The following is a 15,241-nucleotide window of genomic DNA, read 5'->3' on the forward strand; positions in this document are numbered from 1 at the left end:
GGTAGGCCGCAGGTTTTGTTGCGTGGCGCGCCAAAAGGGGGACGCTGTCGCGCCACGCAGACGGGCGGACCACAGGGGCACCGCCCGAACCGGTCAACTGAATGTGCGCCGAACCGCGGGGATGTTGCTGACCACCAGCAGGTCGACGGCCAGCACCGCAAGCAGCGTCAGCCCGACCAGCGGAAAGGCCATGGCCGTGAACAGCCCGACCAGCACCGCGCCCTTCCACAGGGGCATCTCAGACGGCATCGGCGGCGCCGCTAGACGGCTGGCGCCGGAGGGCCGCCGCTTGATCCACATGACAACGCCGGACACGCAGACAAAGATCACCGACAGGCAGAACACCACGTTCAGGACAAAGTTCCACAGACCCGCCAGACCCATATGCAGAGGAATGCCCACCGCCATTGCCTTGCCCATCAGCGAGTAGTCCTGAAACCGCACGTCGGCCAGAATCTTTCCGGTGTACTGGTCGACATGGACGGTGCGGTCCTCGGTGGCGTCGGTCGAATCGCCGCTCATGCTGTCGCGGTTCAGGGTCCACACGCCCGTGTCACCGTTGGGATAGGCGACGCGGAACCGGTTCTGCATGCCCAGGGACTCACCCAGCGCAACCATCGCATCGATATTGACCGCAACGCCCGCCGGTACCCCGGCCACGCCCGCTTCCGAACCCGAGGCCGGCATCGGCGTCTGTTCCAGCGCCCAGGGCACGTCGTTCTGGCTGCCGTGGTTCATGCTGGCATGCAGGTCGTCCGACAGTGGGACGTCGTCCCATTTCTCGGCCGGAAAGCTGCTCCAGGCCTGCACGAACTTGCCGCCCCAGATCCCGGTCCAGGACATGCCCGAGATCAGGAACCCGACCAGCAACAGCGACATCCAGAACCCGGTGACCGCGTGCAGAGATTTCCACAGGGCCCGGCCCCGCGCCCGCAGGTCGGGCACCAGGGCCGCCACCACGTTGCCGCGCGGCCACCACATGTAAAGGCCGGTGAACACCAGCAGCAGCGCCATCCCGGCCGCGATTTCCAGAATCCGGTCGCCAGTATCGCCCATCAGCAGGGTGGAGTGGATGTTGTCGGCCAGATCGTACCACCCCGCGCGGCGGTCCCAGACCTGGATCACCTCGCCGGAATACTGGTCGATCGCCACCATGCGCTGGCCGGTTTCGGCCTTGACGCGGAACACGGTTGCCAGCTCCGGCGCCTTGGGGCCGATCCATTCGACCACGCGGCCCGGTACGCGGGCCTGCACCAGATCGGCCAGTTCGGATGCGGGCATCGCCTGGCCCGTGATCTCGACCGCGATCTTTTCTCCGTCGCGGCCATCGGATTGGGTAATGAACATCATCATCAGGCCAGTCACCGCCAGGATGATAAGGAAGGGGACAACAAAAAGGCCCGCATAGAAGTGCCACCGCCAAGCGGCCCTATAGAATTTTTGCGCGTGCTCGCGCCGGGCCGTCTGCGCGACCCCGGTTTGGCTGTCTTGTGCCATTTCAGTCTCCAGAAATTCGGAACGTCCCCGGCCGGGCGGCCGAGGTTTCAGGTCTTGTTCGCGGTTTCAGGAGAGGTGGGGTGGACCCCGGGCATCGTACCGGGCGTAAAAGCCCGCGCTGCGATGGGTGAAATCCACATGCGCCCAACGCGCGGCAATCGGCCAGTCGGCGGGCAGCACTGCACCGACTTCGGGCAATTGGCCTGCCAGAACAATCCCGCCATAGGGGCAGGCGCTGCGTTCGTCGGTTTCGTTGTGGTCCGGGGCGTCCTCGCCCGGATCGATCCAGCGCTCGACCGGGCCGTCGCCGGTGCAGATCACCATCAGGATCGCCCCGTCCGAGCTGCGCGTGGGCATCCAGCCCATCGGGATTGTACCGGCTACCATCACGGCAACCAGCGTCAGCACCGAAATGAAGCGCATCCGCAGCATCATTCCAAATTGGCGATGATCGAACGCAGCGTCGGGATGCCGTCGCCCTTCTCGGACGAGGTCAGCACGATCTCGGGATAGGCGGCGGGGTGCTTGGACAGGGCGCCCCGCACCTGTTCCAGAACCTTTTCGCGGTCCTTGGCCTTGACCTTGTCGGCCTTGGTCATCACGCATTGAAAGGTCACGGCGCTGGTGTCCAGCAGCTTCATGATCTCGTCATCCACGGGTTTCACGCCGTGGCGGGAGTCGATCAGCACGAAGGCCCGGCGCAGGGTCTGCCGCCCGCTCAGATACTGTTTCAGCAGGCGTTGCCATTTCTCGACCACCTTGACCGGCGCGTTGGCATAGCCATAGCCGGGCAGGTCAACCAGATACAGGTCGGGGCCCTGGGTGAAAAAGTTGATCTCTTGCGTGCGGCCCGGCGTGTTCGAGGCGCGAGCCAACCCCTTGGTGCCGGTCAGAGCGTTGATCAGGCTGGACTTGCCCACGTTCGAGCGGCCGGCGAAACAGACCTCAAGCCGGTCGGGGGCGGGCAGGCCGTTCATTGCCACCACGCCCTTGACGAACTCGGACGGTCCGGCAAACAGCTTGCGGCCGGCCTCATTTGCGTGGTCGTCGGGATCGGCCGCCAGGGGAAATGGCAGAGCTTTCATAGAACCTGCACCTTGTCTCCGGGGCGGATCGTGCCTTGGCGAATGACTTCGGCGTATACTCCGAAATCCTGATGGTCCCAGCTGCGCAGAGCGCCCAGCGTATCCGCGTCCCGCACTCCGGTGTCGGGGTTCGCAGTCGTTGCCATGCAGCGCGTAATCCGTTCGCGCACGTGAAATACGGCCTCGCCGATCTGCACATCCTTATCCAGCCAATCGAATTCTTCCCAAAGAGGAAGGCCATCGAACCAGATGTTGCCACGCCAGCGGCAGATCGACAGTTCGCGGCCCAGACGCTGCTCGACCGCCCGGTGCGAGGCCATGTTGCACAGGCTGACCGAAGGATAGTCACTGTCGGTCATACCACGGCCAGGAACCCGGACGACCCGCGCCGATGCGGCGCGGTCGGCGGGCATCAGCGGGCGGACCCACTCCAGAAACAGGTCTTGTTCTGTGTCCGGGTGGAAGGTCAGATCGGGCCGATCCGGGTGGCTGAGGGTCACGCGATCCCCGTCCAGAACGGCCGATATCGCCATCAGCTGGGGCACCTTAGAGCCGCGGCTGAAATTGGCGCAGGGCGCCCACTCGGATCCGTCGGCCTTGGACATCTCATGCGCCACCGCCCAAACGCGATCCCCGGGCATGGTCTGCCCGGGGATAACGGTGACTTCCTGCAGGGATTCCCTGCCATGGCTCTTGATCGGATGGCGCCAGATCTGCGTGACTTGTCCGGTCATTTCTTGTCCGTCTTGGGGGTTTTCTTGAACCCCGACTTGATGTTGCCAAACACATCCGGCGTATAGCCCTGGCTGCGCATGATCAGGTATTGCTGGGTGAACGTGATGGTGTTGTTCGCGATCCAGTAAACGACCAGGCCGCTGGCAAAGCTGCCCAGCATGAACATGAATACCCATGGCATCCAGGCAAAGATCATGGCCTGGGTCGCGTCGGTGGGCGCCGGGTTCAGCTTTTGCTGCAGCCACATCGAGATCCCCAGCAGCAGCGGCAGGATGCCGATGAAAATCGTCGCCATCAGCGTGCCCGGCTCAGGTCCGGCCCACGGCAGCCAGCCGAAGAAGTTGATGATCGAGGTTGGATCCGGCGCACTCAGGTCCCGGAAAGGACCGAACCAGGGGGCTTGCCGAAGTTCGATGGTGACGAAGATCACCTTGTAGAGAGAAAAGAAGATCGGGATCTGCATCAGGATCGGCAGACAGCCGGCGGCCGGGTTGACCTTTTCCTTTTTGTACAGCTCCATCATGCCCTGCTGCATCTTCTGGCGGTCGTCGCCAGCAGCTTCTTTCAGGGCTTCCATTTGTGGCTGCAGTTCCTTCATCTTCGCCATCGAGACGTAGGATTTGAACGCCAGAGGGAACAGGATTGCCTTGATGATCAGGGTCAGCCCGATGATCGACCAACCCATGTTGCCGATCAGGGCGTTGATGTTGTGCAGCAGCCAGAAGATCGGCTTGGTCAGAAAGAAGAACCAACCCCAGTCAATGCTGTCGATAAACTTCTGAACGCCCTGGGCCTGATATTCGCGGATGGTCTCCCATTCCTTGGCCCCGGCAAACAGCCGGGTGGTAACCTCGGCGGATTCGCCGGGGGCAACCGTCATCGTCGGCAACACCGTTTCCGCCTGGTAGATCTTCCGACGCGCGTCATATTTCGCGGCCGCCTTGAAAGCCGACCCCGGATCGGGGATCAGCGTGGTCATCCAATAATGATCGGTAAAGCCGATCCAGCCGTTTTCCTTGACCTGATAGACCTCGGCCTGCGCCCGTTCGTTGGGGTCGATGTCGAAATCGCGGACATCGCCATAGTCGACCTCGGACAGGGTCCCGTCGGCCATGCCGATCACACCTTCATGCAGGATGAAGAAGTTCTTCAACCCCGGCAGATCGCCATCCTCGCCGATGCCGTGGCGGGCCAGAATGCCGTATGGGGCCATTCCGACCTCGGCTCCGGTGCCGTTTTCGACGGATTGGGTCACGGTGAACATGTAATCCGCATCCACACCGATCGTGCGGCGGAATGTCAGGCCCGCGCCATTTTCCCATTTCAGGGTTACGGGGCTGTCTACCGACAGAGTCTCGCCCTGTTCCAGCGTCCAGATGGTATTCGGGCCCGGCACGTCCGAGCCAGCCAAACCGGCACCGGGCGCCCACCCGTAGAGGGCGTAGTAGGCCGAATTGGACCCAACGGGCGACAGCAGTTCGACGATCGGAGCGCCTTCGTCGATCGAGACCTTGTAGTCTTTCAGATACAGTTCGTCGATCCGTCCACCCGAAAGCGACAGGCTGCCCGACAGACGCGGCGTGTCGATTTGGATCCGCGGCGCGGTGGCTTCCGGCAAGGTTTCCTCTGCGGTGGCGGTTGCCTCGCCGACAGTCGTGCTTCCGGCGCTGGGCGTCTGAATCTCTTCCCCCTCCGAGGCGCTGATCTCAGTCTGCTCAGGTGTTGTGGCCGGTTCCGGCGGAGGGAACAGCACAAACCAGACCAGGATCACAAGGAAACTAAGCGCGGTTGCAAGGATGAGATTCTTGTTCTGATCGTCCATCTGGGACAGCCACCTTGAGCAGTGAAAGACACCGCAGGGTTCAACAGAGTGCAGCCCAAAAGGTCAAGCGGAATCGCCCCGGAAATCGTGAGTGTAGGGCAATCCAGTCCCCGAAATCAGGATTTCCGGCCCATTTCGCGGCCAATCCGCGGTGCGCCTTCCAGTTTCGCGCGGCGGTCCTTGATCCAGCCGAGCGTATGCTCGACCGGCATCGGCTTGCCGATCCCAAACCCTTGGACATGGTGACACCCCAATTGCGCCATCAGCGCGTGCTCGCCGGGGGTTTCCACCCCCTCGGCCAGGGTTTCAAGGTTCAATCTCTCGGCCATCATCAGAATGGCGCTGACCATTTGCTGCTGGGACGGTTCCCGGTCCGCATTGGACACGAAAGACCGGTCGATCTTGATGCGGGAGACATCAAAGCGTTTGATCGACGAAAATGATGCGTGACCAGTGCCGAAATCGTCCAGATCGATGCAACAGCCGAGCTTGGACAACTGGGTCACGTTGCGGGTGATGACATCATCGGGGCGGCGCGAAAAAACGGTTTCAAGGACTTCCACAGCCAGCCGGTCCGGCGAAAGGTCGAACTGGTCCAACTCCCATCGCACCCGGTCAACAAGTGAGGGGTCCCGCAATTCGTCCGACGAAAAGTTGATGCCGATCCGAGGAATGACGGCGCCAGCGCAGTCCCAGTCACGCATCGCGCGAAAGGCGTGGTGGCGGATCGTCTGGCCCAACTTGTCCATCAGCTTGGCCTGTTCGGCAAAAGGCAGAAACACCTGCGGCCCGACAACTCCCTTGGAAGGGTGTTCCCATCGAGCAAGGGCCTCAAACCCGGTGATGTCGCCGGTGTCCGTTGAAACCTGTGGTTGAAACCATGGGCGGATCTGACCGGTTTCCAGAGCAGTCTCCAACTCCTTGCGGAAATTGATATGGACGACTGATCTGCGTCGCGTGGCCTCGGAGTAGGCGCGGATCGTGGAAGGCCCGTTCCGCTGTGCTTCGGCCAGCGCGGCCCGAGCGGCCTCGATCCAGCTGTCCGGCGCTTCATCGGCAACGGCAGAGTGCAGGCAAAATCCAGCAGAGCAGGACAGATAGAGGCTGGCATTGTCCAAAGCGATCGGTTCCTCCACCGTGCTTTGTATGCGGCCCGAGGTTTGGATGCAGCTTTCCAAGTCCAGATGCCGTGAGGGCCGCAACCCGATCAGGAACGTGTTTCTCGACAGGCGTGTTGCAATATCCTCGCTTCGGATCACCGCCAGGATGCGGTCGCAGAAGCGCCCTGCCACATAGCCGGCTGCCGCGGTTCCGTGCAGCTCTTCAATATCGTCGAAATCATCCAGTGACACAACGATGCAGGCTGAATCCTCTCCGGTTGCCCGCGATGTGCTGTGCAAATACTCCATCTCGGCGTAGAAAACATCACGTGGTAACAGTCCCCTGGGCCGCATGTGCGTCGCCGAACCAAGACCCACACCCGGTTGCAGCCGTTGGGCGGCCGAAAACAACAAGGGTAGCCCCAGGGCGACAACGACCAACGCCGTGTCGCCGCCCAGCCAGAAAGCAGCCAGGCACAATGCAGGTACGAATGCCAAAACCTGCGGCATTGCCAGAACGGTCAGCAGAGCATTCTGGAGACTCTGGGGTGAGAATTTTTTCAGCATCGATTCCGGCCTTCCAATTGCGCGAACTGCGTCCAATGGGAGGCTAGGAAATCAATCTGAGCCAGACGTTAACGCAGAAGCGGAATCTCTTCCGGATTTTCGCCGTTTTTGCCGGGGTCCAGCATCAGGCCGGCAAAATCGAAAAGTTTCGAGTCCAGAAGGTGCGAAGGCCGAGCATTGGTAAGCGCACGGAACATCACCTGCCGGCGTCCGGGGCTGTTCTTTTCCCATTGGTCCAGAATCTGTTTGACCTGCTGGCGTTGCAGGCCGTCCTGACTGCCGCACAGGTCGCAGGGAATGATCGGATAGTTCATCGCCTTGGCGAATTTCTCGCAATCGGCCTCGGCCACATGGGCCAGCGGGCGGTAGACGAACAGGTCGCCTTCTTCGTTCACCAGTTTCGGGGGCATGGTCGCCAGACGGCCGCCGTGGAACAGGTTCATGAAGAAGGTTTCCAGAATGTCATCGCGGTGATGCCCCAGCACCACGGCCGAGCATCCTTCCTCGCGCGCGATCCGGTACAGGTTGCCACGGCGCAGACGCGAGCACAGGGCGCAATAGGTGCGCCCCTGCGGCACCTTGTCGACCACGATGGAATAGGTGTCCTGATACTCGATCCGGTGCGGCACGCCCACCCGTTCCAGAAACTCGGGCAGCACGGTGGCCGGAAAGCCCGGCTGCCCCTGATCCAGATTGCAAGCCAGCAGGTCCACGGGCAGCAGGCCGCGCCATTTCAACTCGTACAGAACGGCCAGCAGGGTATAGCTGTCCTTGCCGCCGGACAGGCAGACCAGCCAGCGCGGCGGCTTGCCGTCCTTTTCGTGGGCCGACGGGTCAACCATGCCGTATTGCTCGATCGCCTCGCGCGTCTGGCGCACGATGCGTTTTCGCAGTTTCTTGAACTCGGTGGTCGAGGGCGCACCGGCAAACTGCGGATGGATATCGTCGGCTTCGTCGAACATGCGCAGCCCCTACCGCAGATGCGCCGGCCGGGCAAGGTCCGCCTAGCCGGACAGCCGGCCCAGCAGGGCATCGGTGTCCAGCCCGGAGACCGATCCGGGAATGCGCCCGCTTTCGCCCAGAACCCGGGTGGCGATGTATCCATCGGCCACCGCACCGGGCGCATGGCGCAGCAGCAGTGCGGCGGTCAGCAGATGCGCGGTGGCCTCGGCGAACCAGCGGGCCTCGGTCTCGGGGGGCAGGGTCGGCCAGCGGTCACGATGCGCCTTCAGGGCGGCGTCATAGCGGCGGTCGGCTCCGGTTGCGGCGTCCAGTTCGGCCTGCACGGTCTGCGCGGCCAGCGGATCGCGCGCAAGGCTGCGCAGAATGTCCAGGCAGATCACGTTGCCGGACCCCTCCCAGATGCCGTTCAGGGGGGCCTCGCGATAGATCATCGGCATCGGCGTGTCCTCGACATAGCCCATGCCGCCCAGCACCTCCATCGCCTCGACCGCCACGACCGGGCAGCGCTTGTTCGACAGGAACTTGGCCAGCGCCACCCCGATCCGGGCAAAGGCGCGGTCTTCGGCGGTGTTTCCGTCAAAGGCGCGGGCCACACGTAGGCCCAGCGTCAGCGCGCCTTCCCAGTCCAGCACCAGATCGGCCAGAACTGCGCGCATCAGAGGCTGGTCGATCAGGCGGCGCTGAAAGGCGCTGCGATGGCTGACCCAGTGATGTGCTTCGGACAGGGCCGCGCGCATCAGGCCGGCGGGGGCCATCGCGGTGTCGAGCCGGGTGTGATGCACCATCTCGATGATCGTGCGCACGCCGGCCCCCTCATCCCCCAGCTGATAGGCCAGCGCGTCATGGAACTCGACCTCGGACGAGGCATTGGCGCGGTTGCCCAGCTTGTCCTTGAGGCGCATCAGGTGGATGGCGTTGCGCTCGCCTTCCAGCCAGCGGGGCACCAGAAAGCAGGTCAGCCCGCCGGGCGCCTGCGCCAGCGTGAGGAACCCGTCGGACATCGGGGCCGAGCAGAACCATTTGTGGCCGCGCAGCCGCCAAGCATCGCCGTCGCGGGTGGCCGTGGTGGTATTGGCGCGCACGTCCGAGCCGCCCTGTTTTTCGGTCATCGCCATGCCCAAGGTCGCCGAGCGTTTTTCTCTGATCGGGCGGGGGGCTGGGTCATAAGTGTCGGCGGTCAGTTTCGGGCGCCAGATTTCGGCCAGTTCGGGGTTGGCGGCCAGCGCCGGCACGGCGGCATAGGTCATGGTCAGCGGGCAGCAATGGCCCGGCTCGACCTGGCTGGCCAGATAGACCATCGCGGCATGGGTCGCGTGACCGCCCGGCGCTCCGTCCCAAGCCAGTGCGGCATAGCCTGCCGATTGGCTCAGATCCATCATGTGATGATAGGCCGGGTGGAACCGCACTTCGTCCAGGCGGCGGCCGCCCCGGTCGAACAGGCAGAGTTCGGGCGGGTGCAGGTTGGAGTCGCGCCCGGCGTCGCGCGTTTCGGCTCGGCCCAGAGCGGCCCCGTAGGCGGCCAGCGAGGCCGCCCGCGCCCCGGCGCGCGTGGCGCAGTCCCTCAGAACCGGGTCCGAGGTCCACAGGTCAACGTCGTTGCGCTCGGGCGGTTGGTTCGTCACCTCATGCGTGGGCAGAGACTGGCGGGCGTTGGATCTGGACATGGGCGCCTCGGAGAGTTGTTGCTGAAACCGATGTTCAGCGGCGCACCCCCCTTGGGTCAAGCGTGACGGGGTGTCAGATCAGGGCGCGTCGGGGGTGTCGTCGGGCACCGGGTCATAGCCGTCGCCGCCCCAGGGATGGCAGCGCCCGATGCGGCGCGCGGCCAGCCATGCGCCCTTGATCGGGCCGTGCTTTTCCAGCGCTTCCAGCGCATAGGCCGAGCAGGTCGGCTGATAGCGGCAGTTGAACCCCACCCACGGGCTGAAGATCAGCCGGTAAGCCCGGACGGGCAGCGCGAGGATATGGGCAAGCAGGGTCATTTGCGCGGGCTGTGGATCTTGCGCAGGCCCTGGCGCAGATCGTCCAGCAGGGCGTCAAAAGGGCGGGCGGCGGTCACCTCGGCCCGTCCGATCAGGACATAGTCCCACCCGTCCCGGCCGTGGTCCGGCAGAACGGCGCGGGCCGCCTCGCGCAGGCGGCGCTTGGCCCGGTTGCGGGCTACGGCATTGCCGACCTTTTTTGAGCAGGTGAATCCGACACGAATGCCCTCGGCCTCATCCGGGGCGCGCTTGCGGGCCTGCACCATCATGGAAGGCGTGCCCTGTCTGCGCGCCCGTGCGGCCCTGAGGAAATCGCTGCGCTTGCGCAGCACCGACAGGGCAGGCGCGCAAACGGACGCCGCCGGGGGCATATCCCCGGGGTGGTCAGTGCCATCCACAGGGGCCTCCGGCGGCGTCATGTTCAAAACCTGAAAGGTCGCGCGGTTTATGCGCTCAGCGACTTGCGGCCGCGGGCACGGCGTGCGTTCAGGATCTTGCGGCCGGCCTTGGTGGCCATGCGCGCGCGGAAACCGTGGCGGCGTTTGCGAACCAGGTTCGAAGGCTGATAGGTGCGTTTCATCGCTCCGTCTCCAATCTTTGGCGGTCGGGTGCGGCGCGGATTCGCCTGCCCGTGGTGTTCGAAGCCCGTCCTCTACTGGGAACCGGCGGGCAAGTCAAACCCCATCGCAACGGTTTTCGTGCCTTTTGCAACAATTCTGTCGGGCGACCGGGCAAAAGTTTCAGAATCAGCCCGAGGACGGCGGATTTCTCACATTGAACCGGTGCGTGTTCAACCCGGCGTGAGGACCCTGTTGCACAGAGGGTCAAGTGCGCATCTTGTGGGGCAGATGAAGCATTCGAACCCGGACGACGAAATGACCGAAACCACCCAGGTGCCGCGCAGCGGGCTGGCACGACATATTCCCCTGATCGTGATCCTGACGGTTGCCGTCGTCGGCTTTTTTGCGCTGGGCGACTACCTGACCTTTGAGACCCTACGCGACAATCGCGAGGCGCTGTTGGCCTGGCGCGATGCCAATTACTGGTCGTTGGCGGGCGTTTTCATCCTGTTTTACGTCCTGATCGTCACCTTTTCTTTGCCCGGTGCGGCCGTGGCCTCGATGACGGGCGGGTTCCTGTTCGGGCTGTTCGCGGGCACCGTGTTCAACGTATTTGCCGCAACCGTGGGGGCCTCGGCGATCTTTCTGGCGGCCCGTTGGGGGTTGGGTGAGACGTTGACGGCGCGGCTGGAGGCTTCGGAAGGCACCGTCAAGCGAATCAAGGACGGGTTGCGCGAGAACGAGATCCCGGTGCTGTTCCTAATGCGGCTGGTGCCGATGGTGCCGTTCTTTGTCGCCAATCTGGTGCCGGCGCTGGTGGGGGTAAAGTTCCGGAACTTTCTGCTGACCACGGCGCTGGGCATCATTCCGGGCGGCATCGTCTATACCTGGATCGGCGTCGGTCTGGGTGGCGTGTTCGACCGGGGCGAGACGCCGGACCTGTCGCTGCTGACCGAGCCTTTCGTGATCGGCCCGATCCTGGGGCTGTGTGCGCTGGCGGCTTTGCCTATTCTCCTCAAACTCATTCGCGGCCGAAGGGGCCTTTGATCCATGCAAGAGCTCAAGACCGACATCCTGGTAATCGGGGCCGGGTCGGGCGGCCTGTCGGTGGCTGCCGGGGCCAGCCAGATGGGCGCCGACGTGATCCTGCTGGAAGGGCATAAGATGGGTGGCGACTGCCTGAACTATGGCTGCGTCCCGTCCAAGGCCCTGCTGGCCAGCGCCAAGCTGGCCCATGCGCAGAGCCATGCCGCGCCGTTCGGCGTTGCCGACCACGCGCCGCAGGTGGACTATGCCGCCGCCAAGGATCATGTGCGGGACGTGATCGCGCAGATTGAGCCCATGGACAGCCAGGAACGGTTCGAAGGTTTCGGCGTGCGCGTCATTCGCGACTGGGGGACCTTTCTGTCGCCCAGGCAGGTTCAGGCCGGCGATTTCGTCATCACCGCCCGTCGCGTGGTGCTGGCCACGGGCTCGTCCCCGCTGGTGCCGCCGATCCCGGGGCTGGATGGCGTGCCGTTTGAGACCAACGAGACCATCTTCGACCTGCGCGACACGCCCGACCACCTGCTGATCATCGGCGGGGGACCCATCGGCATGGAAATGGCGCAGGCCCATGTCCGGCTGGGCTGCAAGGTGACGGTGATCGAAGGCGCGCGGGCGCTGGGCAAGGATGACCCCGAGGCGGCCGCAGTGGTATTGGAGGCTCTGCGCGCCGAAGGGGTCGAAATTCTGGAACATGCAATGGTGGCCCGGGTGCGCGGGAAGGCCGGGGCGGTCGAGGTCGTCACCGAGGACGGCGTGGTCCATGCAGGCACGCACCTGCTGCTGGCGGTGGGCCGCAAGGCCAACACCGACCGCCTGAACCTGCAGGCTGCCGGCATCGACCAGACGCGCACGGGCATCAAGGTGGATGACAGCCTGCGCACCACCAACCGAAAGGTCTATGCGATCGGCGACGTCGCGGGCGGGCTGCAGTTCACCCATGTGGCGGGGTATCACGCAGGGGTCATCATCCGTTCGGCCCTGTTCGGGCTGCCGTCCAAGGCCAAGACGGCGCACATCCCCTGGGCGACCTATACCGACCCCGAACTGGCCCAGCTCGGCCTGACCGAGGTGCAGGCGCGCGACCGCCACGGCGACAAGGTCGAGATCGCCCGGTTCGACTATGCCCACAACGATCGCGCCGTGGCCGAACGCAAAACGACCGGGTTCATCAAGGTCATGGTCGTCAAGGGGCGCCCGGTGGGGGCCACAATCGTGGGTCATCAGGCGGGCGAACTGATCAACTTGTGGTCTCTGACGCTGGCCAATAACCTGAAGATGAGCCAGATCGCGGCGATGGTGTCGCCCTATCCCACGATCGGAGAGCTTAACAAACGGGTGGCGGGCGCCTATTTCTCGCCAAGACTGTTTGAGAATCAGATGGTTGAACGAGTGGTCAGGCTGGTCCAGCGCTGGATCCCCTGATCGGGAAAGGAGCGCCACTTGAACTCGCTGTCGGGTCGTTTCCTGATCTTGACGACGGTCTTCGTGATGTTGGCCGAGGTACTGATCTTCGTGCCGTCGATCGCGCGCTTCCGCGAGGATTTTCTTCTGAACCGGCTGGAACGCGCCCAGATCGCCTCGCTGGCGCTGCTGGCCGACGACATGCTGGCCGACGAGCTGGAGGCCGAGCTTTTGGCCAATGCCGGGGTCTACAACGTGGTGCTGCGCCGGGACGAGGTTCGCCAGCTGATGCTGTCTTCCCCTATCCCAGACCAGGTCGCCAAGACCTATGATCTGAGGGGCGCCGGGCCTTGGGTTCTCATTCGGGACGCGATGATCCGTTTCTTTACGCCCGAGAACCAGGTCATTCGCGTCATCGGGCAGCCTGTGCGGGATGCGGGTCTGCTTATAGAAGTCACCATGGACAGCGCGCCCCTGCGTATGGCGATGATCGACTATGGCCTGCGCATCCTCGGCCTGTCCTTTGTCATCTCGATCATCACGGCGTTTTTCCTGTTCCTCGCGGTGCGGGTGGTTCTGGTGCGCCCGATCAAAAGCGTAGTGGGCTACATGCAGCGTTACGCCCGTGCACCCGAGGATGCGCGCGGCATCATCTCGCCCCAATCCAAGGTGACCGAACTGCGCGAGGCTGAAGAAGCCCTGCAGATGCTGCAGACCGACCTGACCCAGGCCCTGAAACAGCGCGAGAGGCTGGCACAATTGGGTGGCGCGGTGGCCAAGGTCAGCCACGATCTGCGCAACATCCTGACCTCGGCCCAGCTGTTCACTGACCGGATCGAGGCCAGCGACGACCCGCTGGTCCGACGGATGGCGCCCAAGCTGGTCAACTCGATCACCCGGGCGGTATCCCTGTGCGAAAGTACGCTGGCCTTCGGGCGGGCCGAAGAGCCCGCGCCCACCCTGACCATGGTGCGGTTGCGCGATATCGCGGCCGACGTAGCGTCCAGCGAGGCTCTGGCCGTAGACGGTGGCTGTATCGAAATTGCCAACGACGTTCCGGACGATCTGGTTGTTCGGGCCGATCCGGAACAGATGTTCCGGGTCATCATGAACCTTGTGCGCAACGCACGCCAAGCACTGATGACATCCGGCCAACCAGGAAAAATCACGATCTCGGCCTCCGAAGATCAGGACGCATGGGTCATCGAGGTTCGGGATACCGGCCCCGGTTTGCCGCCACGAGCGCAGGAGAATCTGTTCACGCCGTTTCAGGGTGGTGTGCGCAAAGGTGGCTCGGGCCTGGGTCTGGCGATTTCGCAGGAACTGGTGCGCGGCCACGGGGGAGAATTGGTGCTGACCAGCACCGGCCCGGAGGGCACGGTCTTTGAAATAAGGCTCCCACGGGGGGAGATGGGTTTTTGAATTATTTTTGAAGAATCGGGTTGCACGTCCCGAACGCCGGGTCTAAATACCGCCTCACCAACGCGGACCGATAGCTCAGCTGGATAGAGTACTTGACTACGAATCAAGGGGTCGGGGGTTCGAATCCTCCTCGGTCCGCCACTGGTAACTCCCGAAAAACAGTGTTTTCGTCAGTATGGCCCATGTGGTGAATCCGAGGTGTTCTGTCTCAAGACAACTTCGAGGCAACCGCGCTGGGTTTAATGGGGTGTTTCACCCCATTCCATATGGTCCGCCTTCCTGTAGTTCGCCGAATGCCGCCCAAACCTCGTGGCAGGCGCGTTCGAACGCCACATCATCTTTTGGGATGCTGGCCTTGAAATTGGGGTAAGACATGTGGTTGCCCAAGTTCATTAGCACGGTCACGAGGTGGTTGCGCGGTATGAATGCCCGGTAACGGTAATCGCCGCCCGGTGTTTCGATCACCTGACCGTCCATGCCATAGTCGCGCAGCAATTCGGCGTCCTGTGCGCGGCGAAACCGCAGGCAGACGCGGGATCCCATGTGCGGCCCGCTGGTGTTGCCGTCCTCATCCTTGGCAACGGCTGAGAAAAAGCCCGAACCCTCGGGCGTCGAGAATGCTACCCACATCTGCAGGTCCTCCTATTTTTTGGGAAAGGGCGCGCTGTCTATCAGAAAAAATACAGGGTCGTCAAATCGAGGGGGCTTGCGCGCTCGGTTGTTTGGCCTGGAGGCGCAAACCGAGACCTCAAAATCCGGCAGCGGATACGTGATGGTTGGAGGCTATTCGTACCCATCCAGTTTTGCCTTGATCGCCTTCCGTTGCGGCGATCTTTCTGAAAGCGGTTGCCGATATCTTTGAGCCGATGTGCTGGATTGACGCTCTTGCCGATGGTTCCGTTGTGGGCCGGTTCGGGCCATTTGTACTTGCTGGCCGCGTTGGCGGCTTCGTCCGTAGAGCGGCCATTGGTGGACGATGCGGCGGAGGATTGCTTCGCCGGCGGGCTGTGGTTTTGGCGGCCACAGAGTTCCTATACTGCGGCGAACTGGTGGTTGGACG

General features: G+C 63.3%; 15 protein-coding genes and 1 tRNA gene. 4 read left to right on the forward strand and 12 right to left on the reverse strand.

Annotated features, from left to right (window positions below):
• Positions 1-93: 93 nt before the first annotated feature.
• From ACR0EF_RS17820 to rpmH, 11 genes are all read right to left on the reverse strand, one after another.
• On the reverse strand, positions 94-1,497 hold the full coding sequence (locus ACR0EF_RS17820) for a PepSY-associated TM helix domain-containing protein (protein ID WP_170373371.1): 1,404 nt from the start codon (positions 1,495-1,497) through the stop codon (positions 94-96).
• A gap of 66 nt (positions 1,498-1,563) precedes the next feature.
• Complete coding sequence (locus ACR0EF_RS17825) at positions 1,564-1,920, reverse strand: DUF2946 family protein (protein ID WP_254434038.1); 357 nt, start codon at positions 1,918-1,920, stop codon at positions 1,564-1,566.
• 8 nt (positions 1,921-1,928) lie between these two features.
• The gene (gene yihA, locus ACR0EF_RS17830) at positions 1,929-2,582 is read right to left on the reverse strand and encodes a ribosome biogenesis GTP-binding protein YihA/YsxC (RefSeq protein ID WP_170373372.1); all 654 of its coding nucleotides are present in this window, start codon (positions 2,580-2,582) and stop codon (positions 1,929-1,931) included.
• A complete protein-coding gene (locus ACR0EF_RS17835) occupies positions 2,579-3,316 on the reverse strand; it encodes an MOSC domain-containing protein (protein ID WP_170373373.1) in 738 nt (245 codons plus the stop codon). The genes yihA and ACR0EF_RS17835 overlap by 4 nt, the downstream gene beginning before the upstream one ends.
• The gene (yidC, locus tag ACR0EF_RS17840; protein WP_170373374.1) at positions 3,313-5,139 is read right to left on the reverse strand and encodes a membrane protein insertase YidC; all 1,827 of its coding nucleotides are present in this window, start codon (positions 5,137-5,139) and stop codon (positions 3,313-3,315) included. The genes ACR0EF_RS17835 and yidC overlap by 4 nt, the downstream gene beginning before the upstream one ends.
• Before the next feature lie 116 nt (positions 5,140-5,255).
• Complete coding sequence (locus tag ACR0EF_RS17845; RefSeq protein WP_170372833.1) at positions 5,256-6,806, reverse strand: GGDEF domain-containing phosphodiesterase; 1,551 nt, start codon at positions 6,804-6,806, stop codon at positions 5,256-5,258.
• 68 nt (positions 6,807-6,874) lie between these two features.
• Positions 6,875-7,768, reverse strand: a complete 894-nt coding sequence (ttcA, locus tag ACR0EF_RS17850) for a tRNA 2-thiocytidine(32) synthetase TtcA (RefSeq protein WP_170373375.1) — start codon at positions 7,766-7,768, stop codon at positions 6,875-6,877.
• Positions 7,769-7,810: 42 nt separating this feature from the next.
• Positions 7,811-9,433, reverse strand: coding sequence for an acyl-CoA dehydrogenase family protein (locus ACR0EF_RS17855; RefSeq protein ID WP_170372829.1), 1,623 nt, complete (start codon positions 9,431-9,433; stop codon positions 7,811-7,813).
• Positions 9,434-9,511: 78 nt separating this feature from the next.
• Complete coding sequence (gene yidD, locus ACR0EF_RS17860) at positions 9,512-9,751, reverse strand: membrane protein insertion efficiency factor YidD (RefSeq protein WP_170366389.1); 240 nt, start codon at positions 9,749-9,751, stop codon at positions 9,512-9,514.
• Entirely contained in the window at positions 9,748-10,170 is a 423-nt protein-coding gene (rnpA, locus tag ACR0EF_RS17865) for a ribonuclease P protein component (RefSeq protein ID WP_170373376.1), read from the reverse strand. The genes yidD and rnpA overlap by 4 nt, the downstream gene beginning before the upstream one ends.
• A gap of 26 nt (positions 10,171-10,196) precedes the next feature.
• Entirely contained in the window at positions 10,197-10,331 is a 135-nt protein-coding gene (rpmH, locus tag ACR0EF_RS17870; RefSeq protein WP_005980833.1) for a 50S ribosomal protein L34, read from the reverse strand.
• 268 nt (positions 10,332-10,599) lie between these two features.
• On the opposite strand from rpmH, the gene ACR0EF_RS17875 reads away from it, so the two are divergent.
• From ACR0EF_RS17875 to ACR0EF_RS17890, 4 genes are all read left to right on the forward strand, one after another.
• Positions 10,600-11,358, forward strand: a complete 759-nt coding sequence (locus ACR0EF_RS17875; protein ID WP_254434039.1) for a TVP38/TMEM64 family protein — start codon at positions 10,600-10,602, stop codon at positions 11,356-11,358.
• A 3-nt stretch (positions 11,359-11,361) separates the two neighbouring features.
• Positions 11,362-12,780 (forward strand): dihydrolipoyl dehydrogenase family protein, encoded by a 1,419-nt coding sequence (locus ACR0EF_RS17880; RefSeq protein WP_170373377.1) that lies wholly within the window; start codon positions 11,362-11,364, stop codon positions 12,778-12,780.
• An 18-nt stretch (positions 12,781-12,798) separates the two neighbouring features.
• Positions 12,799-14,181, forward strand: coding sequence for a sensor histidine kinase (locus ACR0EF_RS17885; RefSeq protein ID WP_254429446.1), 1,383 nt, complete (start codon positions 12,799-12,801; stop codon positions 14,179-14,181).
• A gap of 64 nt (positions 14,182-14,245) precedes the next feature.
• Positions 14,246-14,322: transfer RNA gene (locus tag ACR0EF_RS17890), tRNA-Arg, on the forward strand.
• Between the two features lie 111 nt (positions 14,323-14,433).
• Here ACR0EF_RS17890 and ACR0EF_RS17895 read toward each other — a convergent pair.
• Positions 14,434-14,811, reverse strand: coding sequence for a hypothetical protein (locus ACR0EF_RS17895; RefSeq protein WP_170342917.1), 378 nt, complete (start codon positions 14,809-14,811; stop codon positions 14,434-14,436).
• Positions 14,812-15,241: the final 430 nt, after the last annotated feature.

The organism is Ruegeria sp. CG8, from assembly GCF_056537165.1.

Excerpts from the sequence above, each read along its gene's own strand:
- ACR0EF_RS17855 (WP_170372829.1), bottom strand. The coding sequence starts at position 9,433 with ATGTCCAGATCCAACGCCCGCCAGTCTCTGCCCACGCATGAGGTGACG.
- ACR0EF_RS17875 (WP_254434039.1), top strand. The coding sequence starts at position 10,600 with ATGAAGCATTCGAACCCGGACGACGAAATGACCGAAACCACCCAGGTG.
- ACR0EF_RS17825 (WP_254434038.1), bottom strand. The coding sequence starts at position 1,920 with ATGCGCTTCATTTCGGTGCTGACGCTGGTTGCCGTGATGGTAGCCGGT.
- ACR0EF_RS17880 (WP_170373377.1), top strand. The coding sequence starts at position 11,362 with ATGCAAGAGCTCAAGACCGACATCCTGGTAATCGGGGCCGGGTCGGGC.
- yihA (WP_170373372.1), bottom strand. The coding sequence starts at position 2,582 with ATGAAAGCTCTGCCATTTCCCCTGGCGGCCGATCCCGACGACCACGCA.
- yidD (WP_170366389.1), bottom strand. The coding sequence starts at position 9,751 with ATGACCCTGCTTGCCCATATCCTCGCGCTGCCCGTCCGGGCTTACCGG.
- ACR0EF_RS17845 (WP_170372833.1), bottom strand. The coding sequence starts at position 6,806 with ATGCTGAAAAAATTCTCACCCCAGAGTCTCCAGAATGCTCTGCTGACC.
- ACR0EF_RS17835 (WP_170373373.1), bottom strand. The coding sequence starts at position 3,316 with ATGACCGGACAAGTCACGCAGATCTGGCGCCATCCGATCAAGAGCCAT.
- rnpA (WP_170373376.1), bottom strand. The coding sequence starts at position 10,170 with ATGACGCCGCCGGAGGCCCCTGTGGATGGCACTGACCACCCCGGGGAT.
- rpmH (WP_005980833.1), bottom strand. The coding sequence starts at position 10,331 with ATGAAACGCACCTATCAGCCTTCGAACCTGGTTCGCAAACGCCGCCAC.
- ACR0EF_RS17820 (WP_170373371.1), bottom strand. The coding sequence starts at position 1,497 with ATGGCACAAGACAGCCAAACCGGGGTCGCGCAGACGGCCCGGCGCGAG.
- ACR0EF_RS17895 (WP_170342917.1), bottom strand. The coding sequence starts at position 14,811 with ATGTGGGTAGCATTCTCGACGCCCGAGGGTTCGGGCTTTTTCTCAGCC.
- yidC (WP_170373374.1), bottom strand. The coding sequence starts at position 5,139 with ATGGACGATCAGAACAAGAATCTCATCCTTGCAACCGCGCTTAGTTTC.
- ttcA (WP_170373375.1), bottom strand. The coding sequence starts at position 7,768 with ATGTTCGACGAAGCCGACGATATCCATCCGCAGTTTGCCGGTGCGCCC.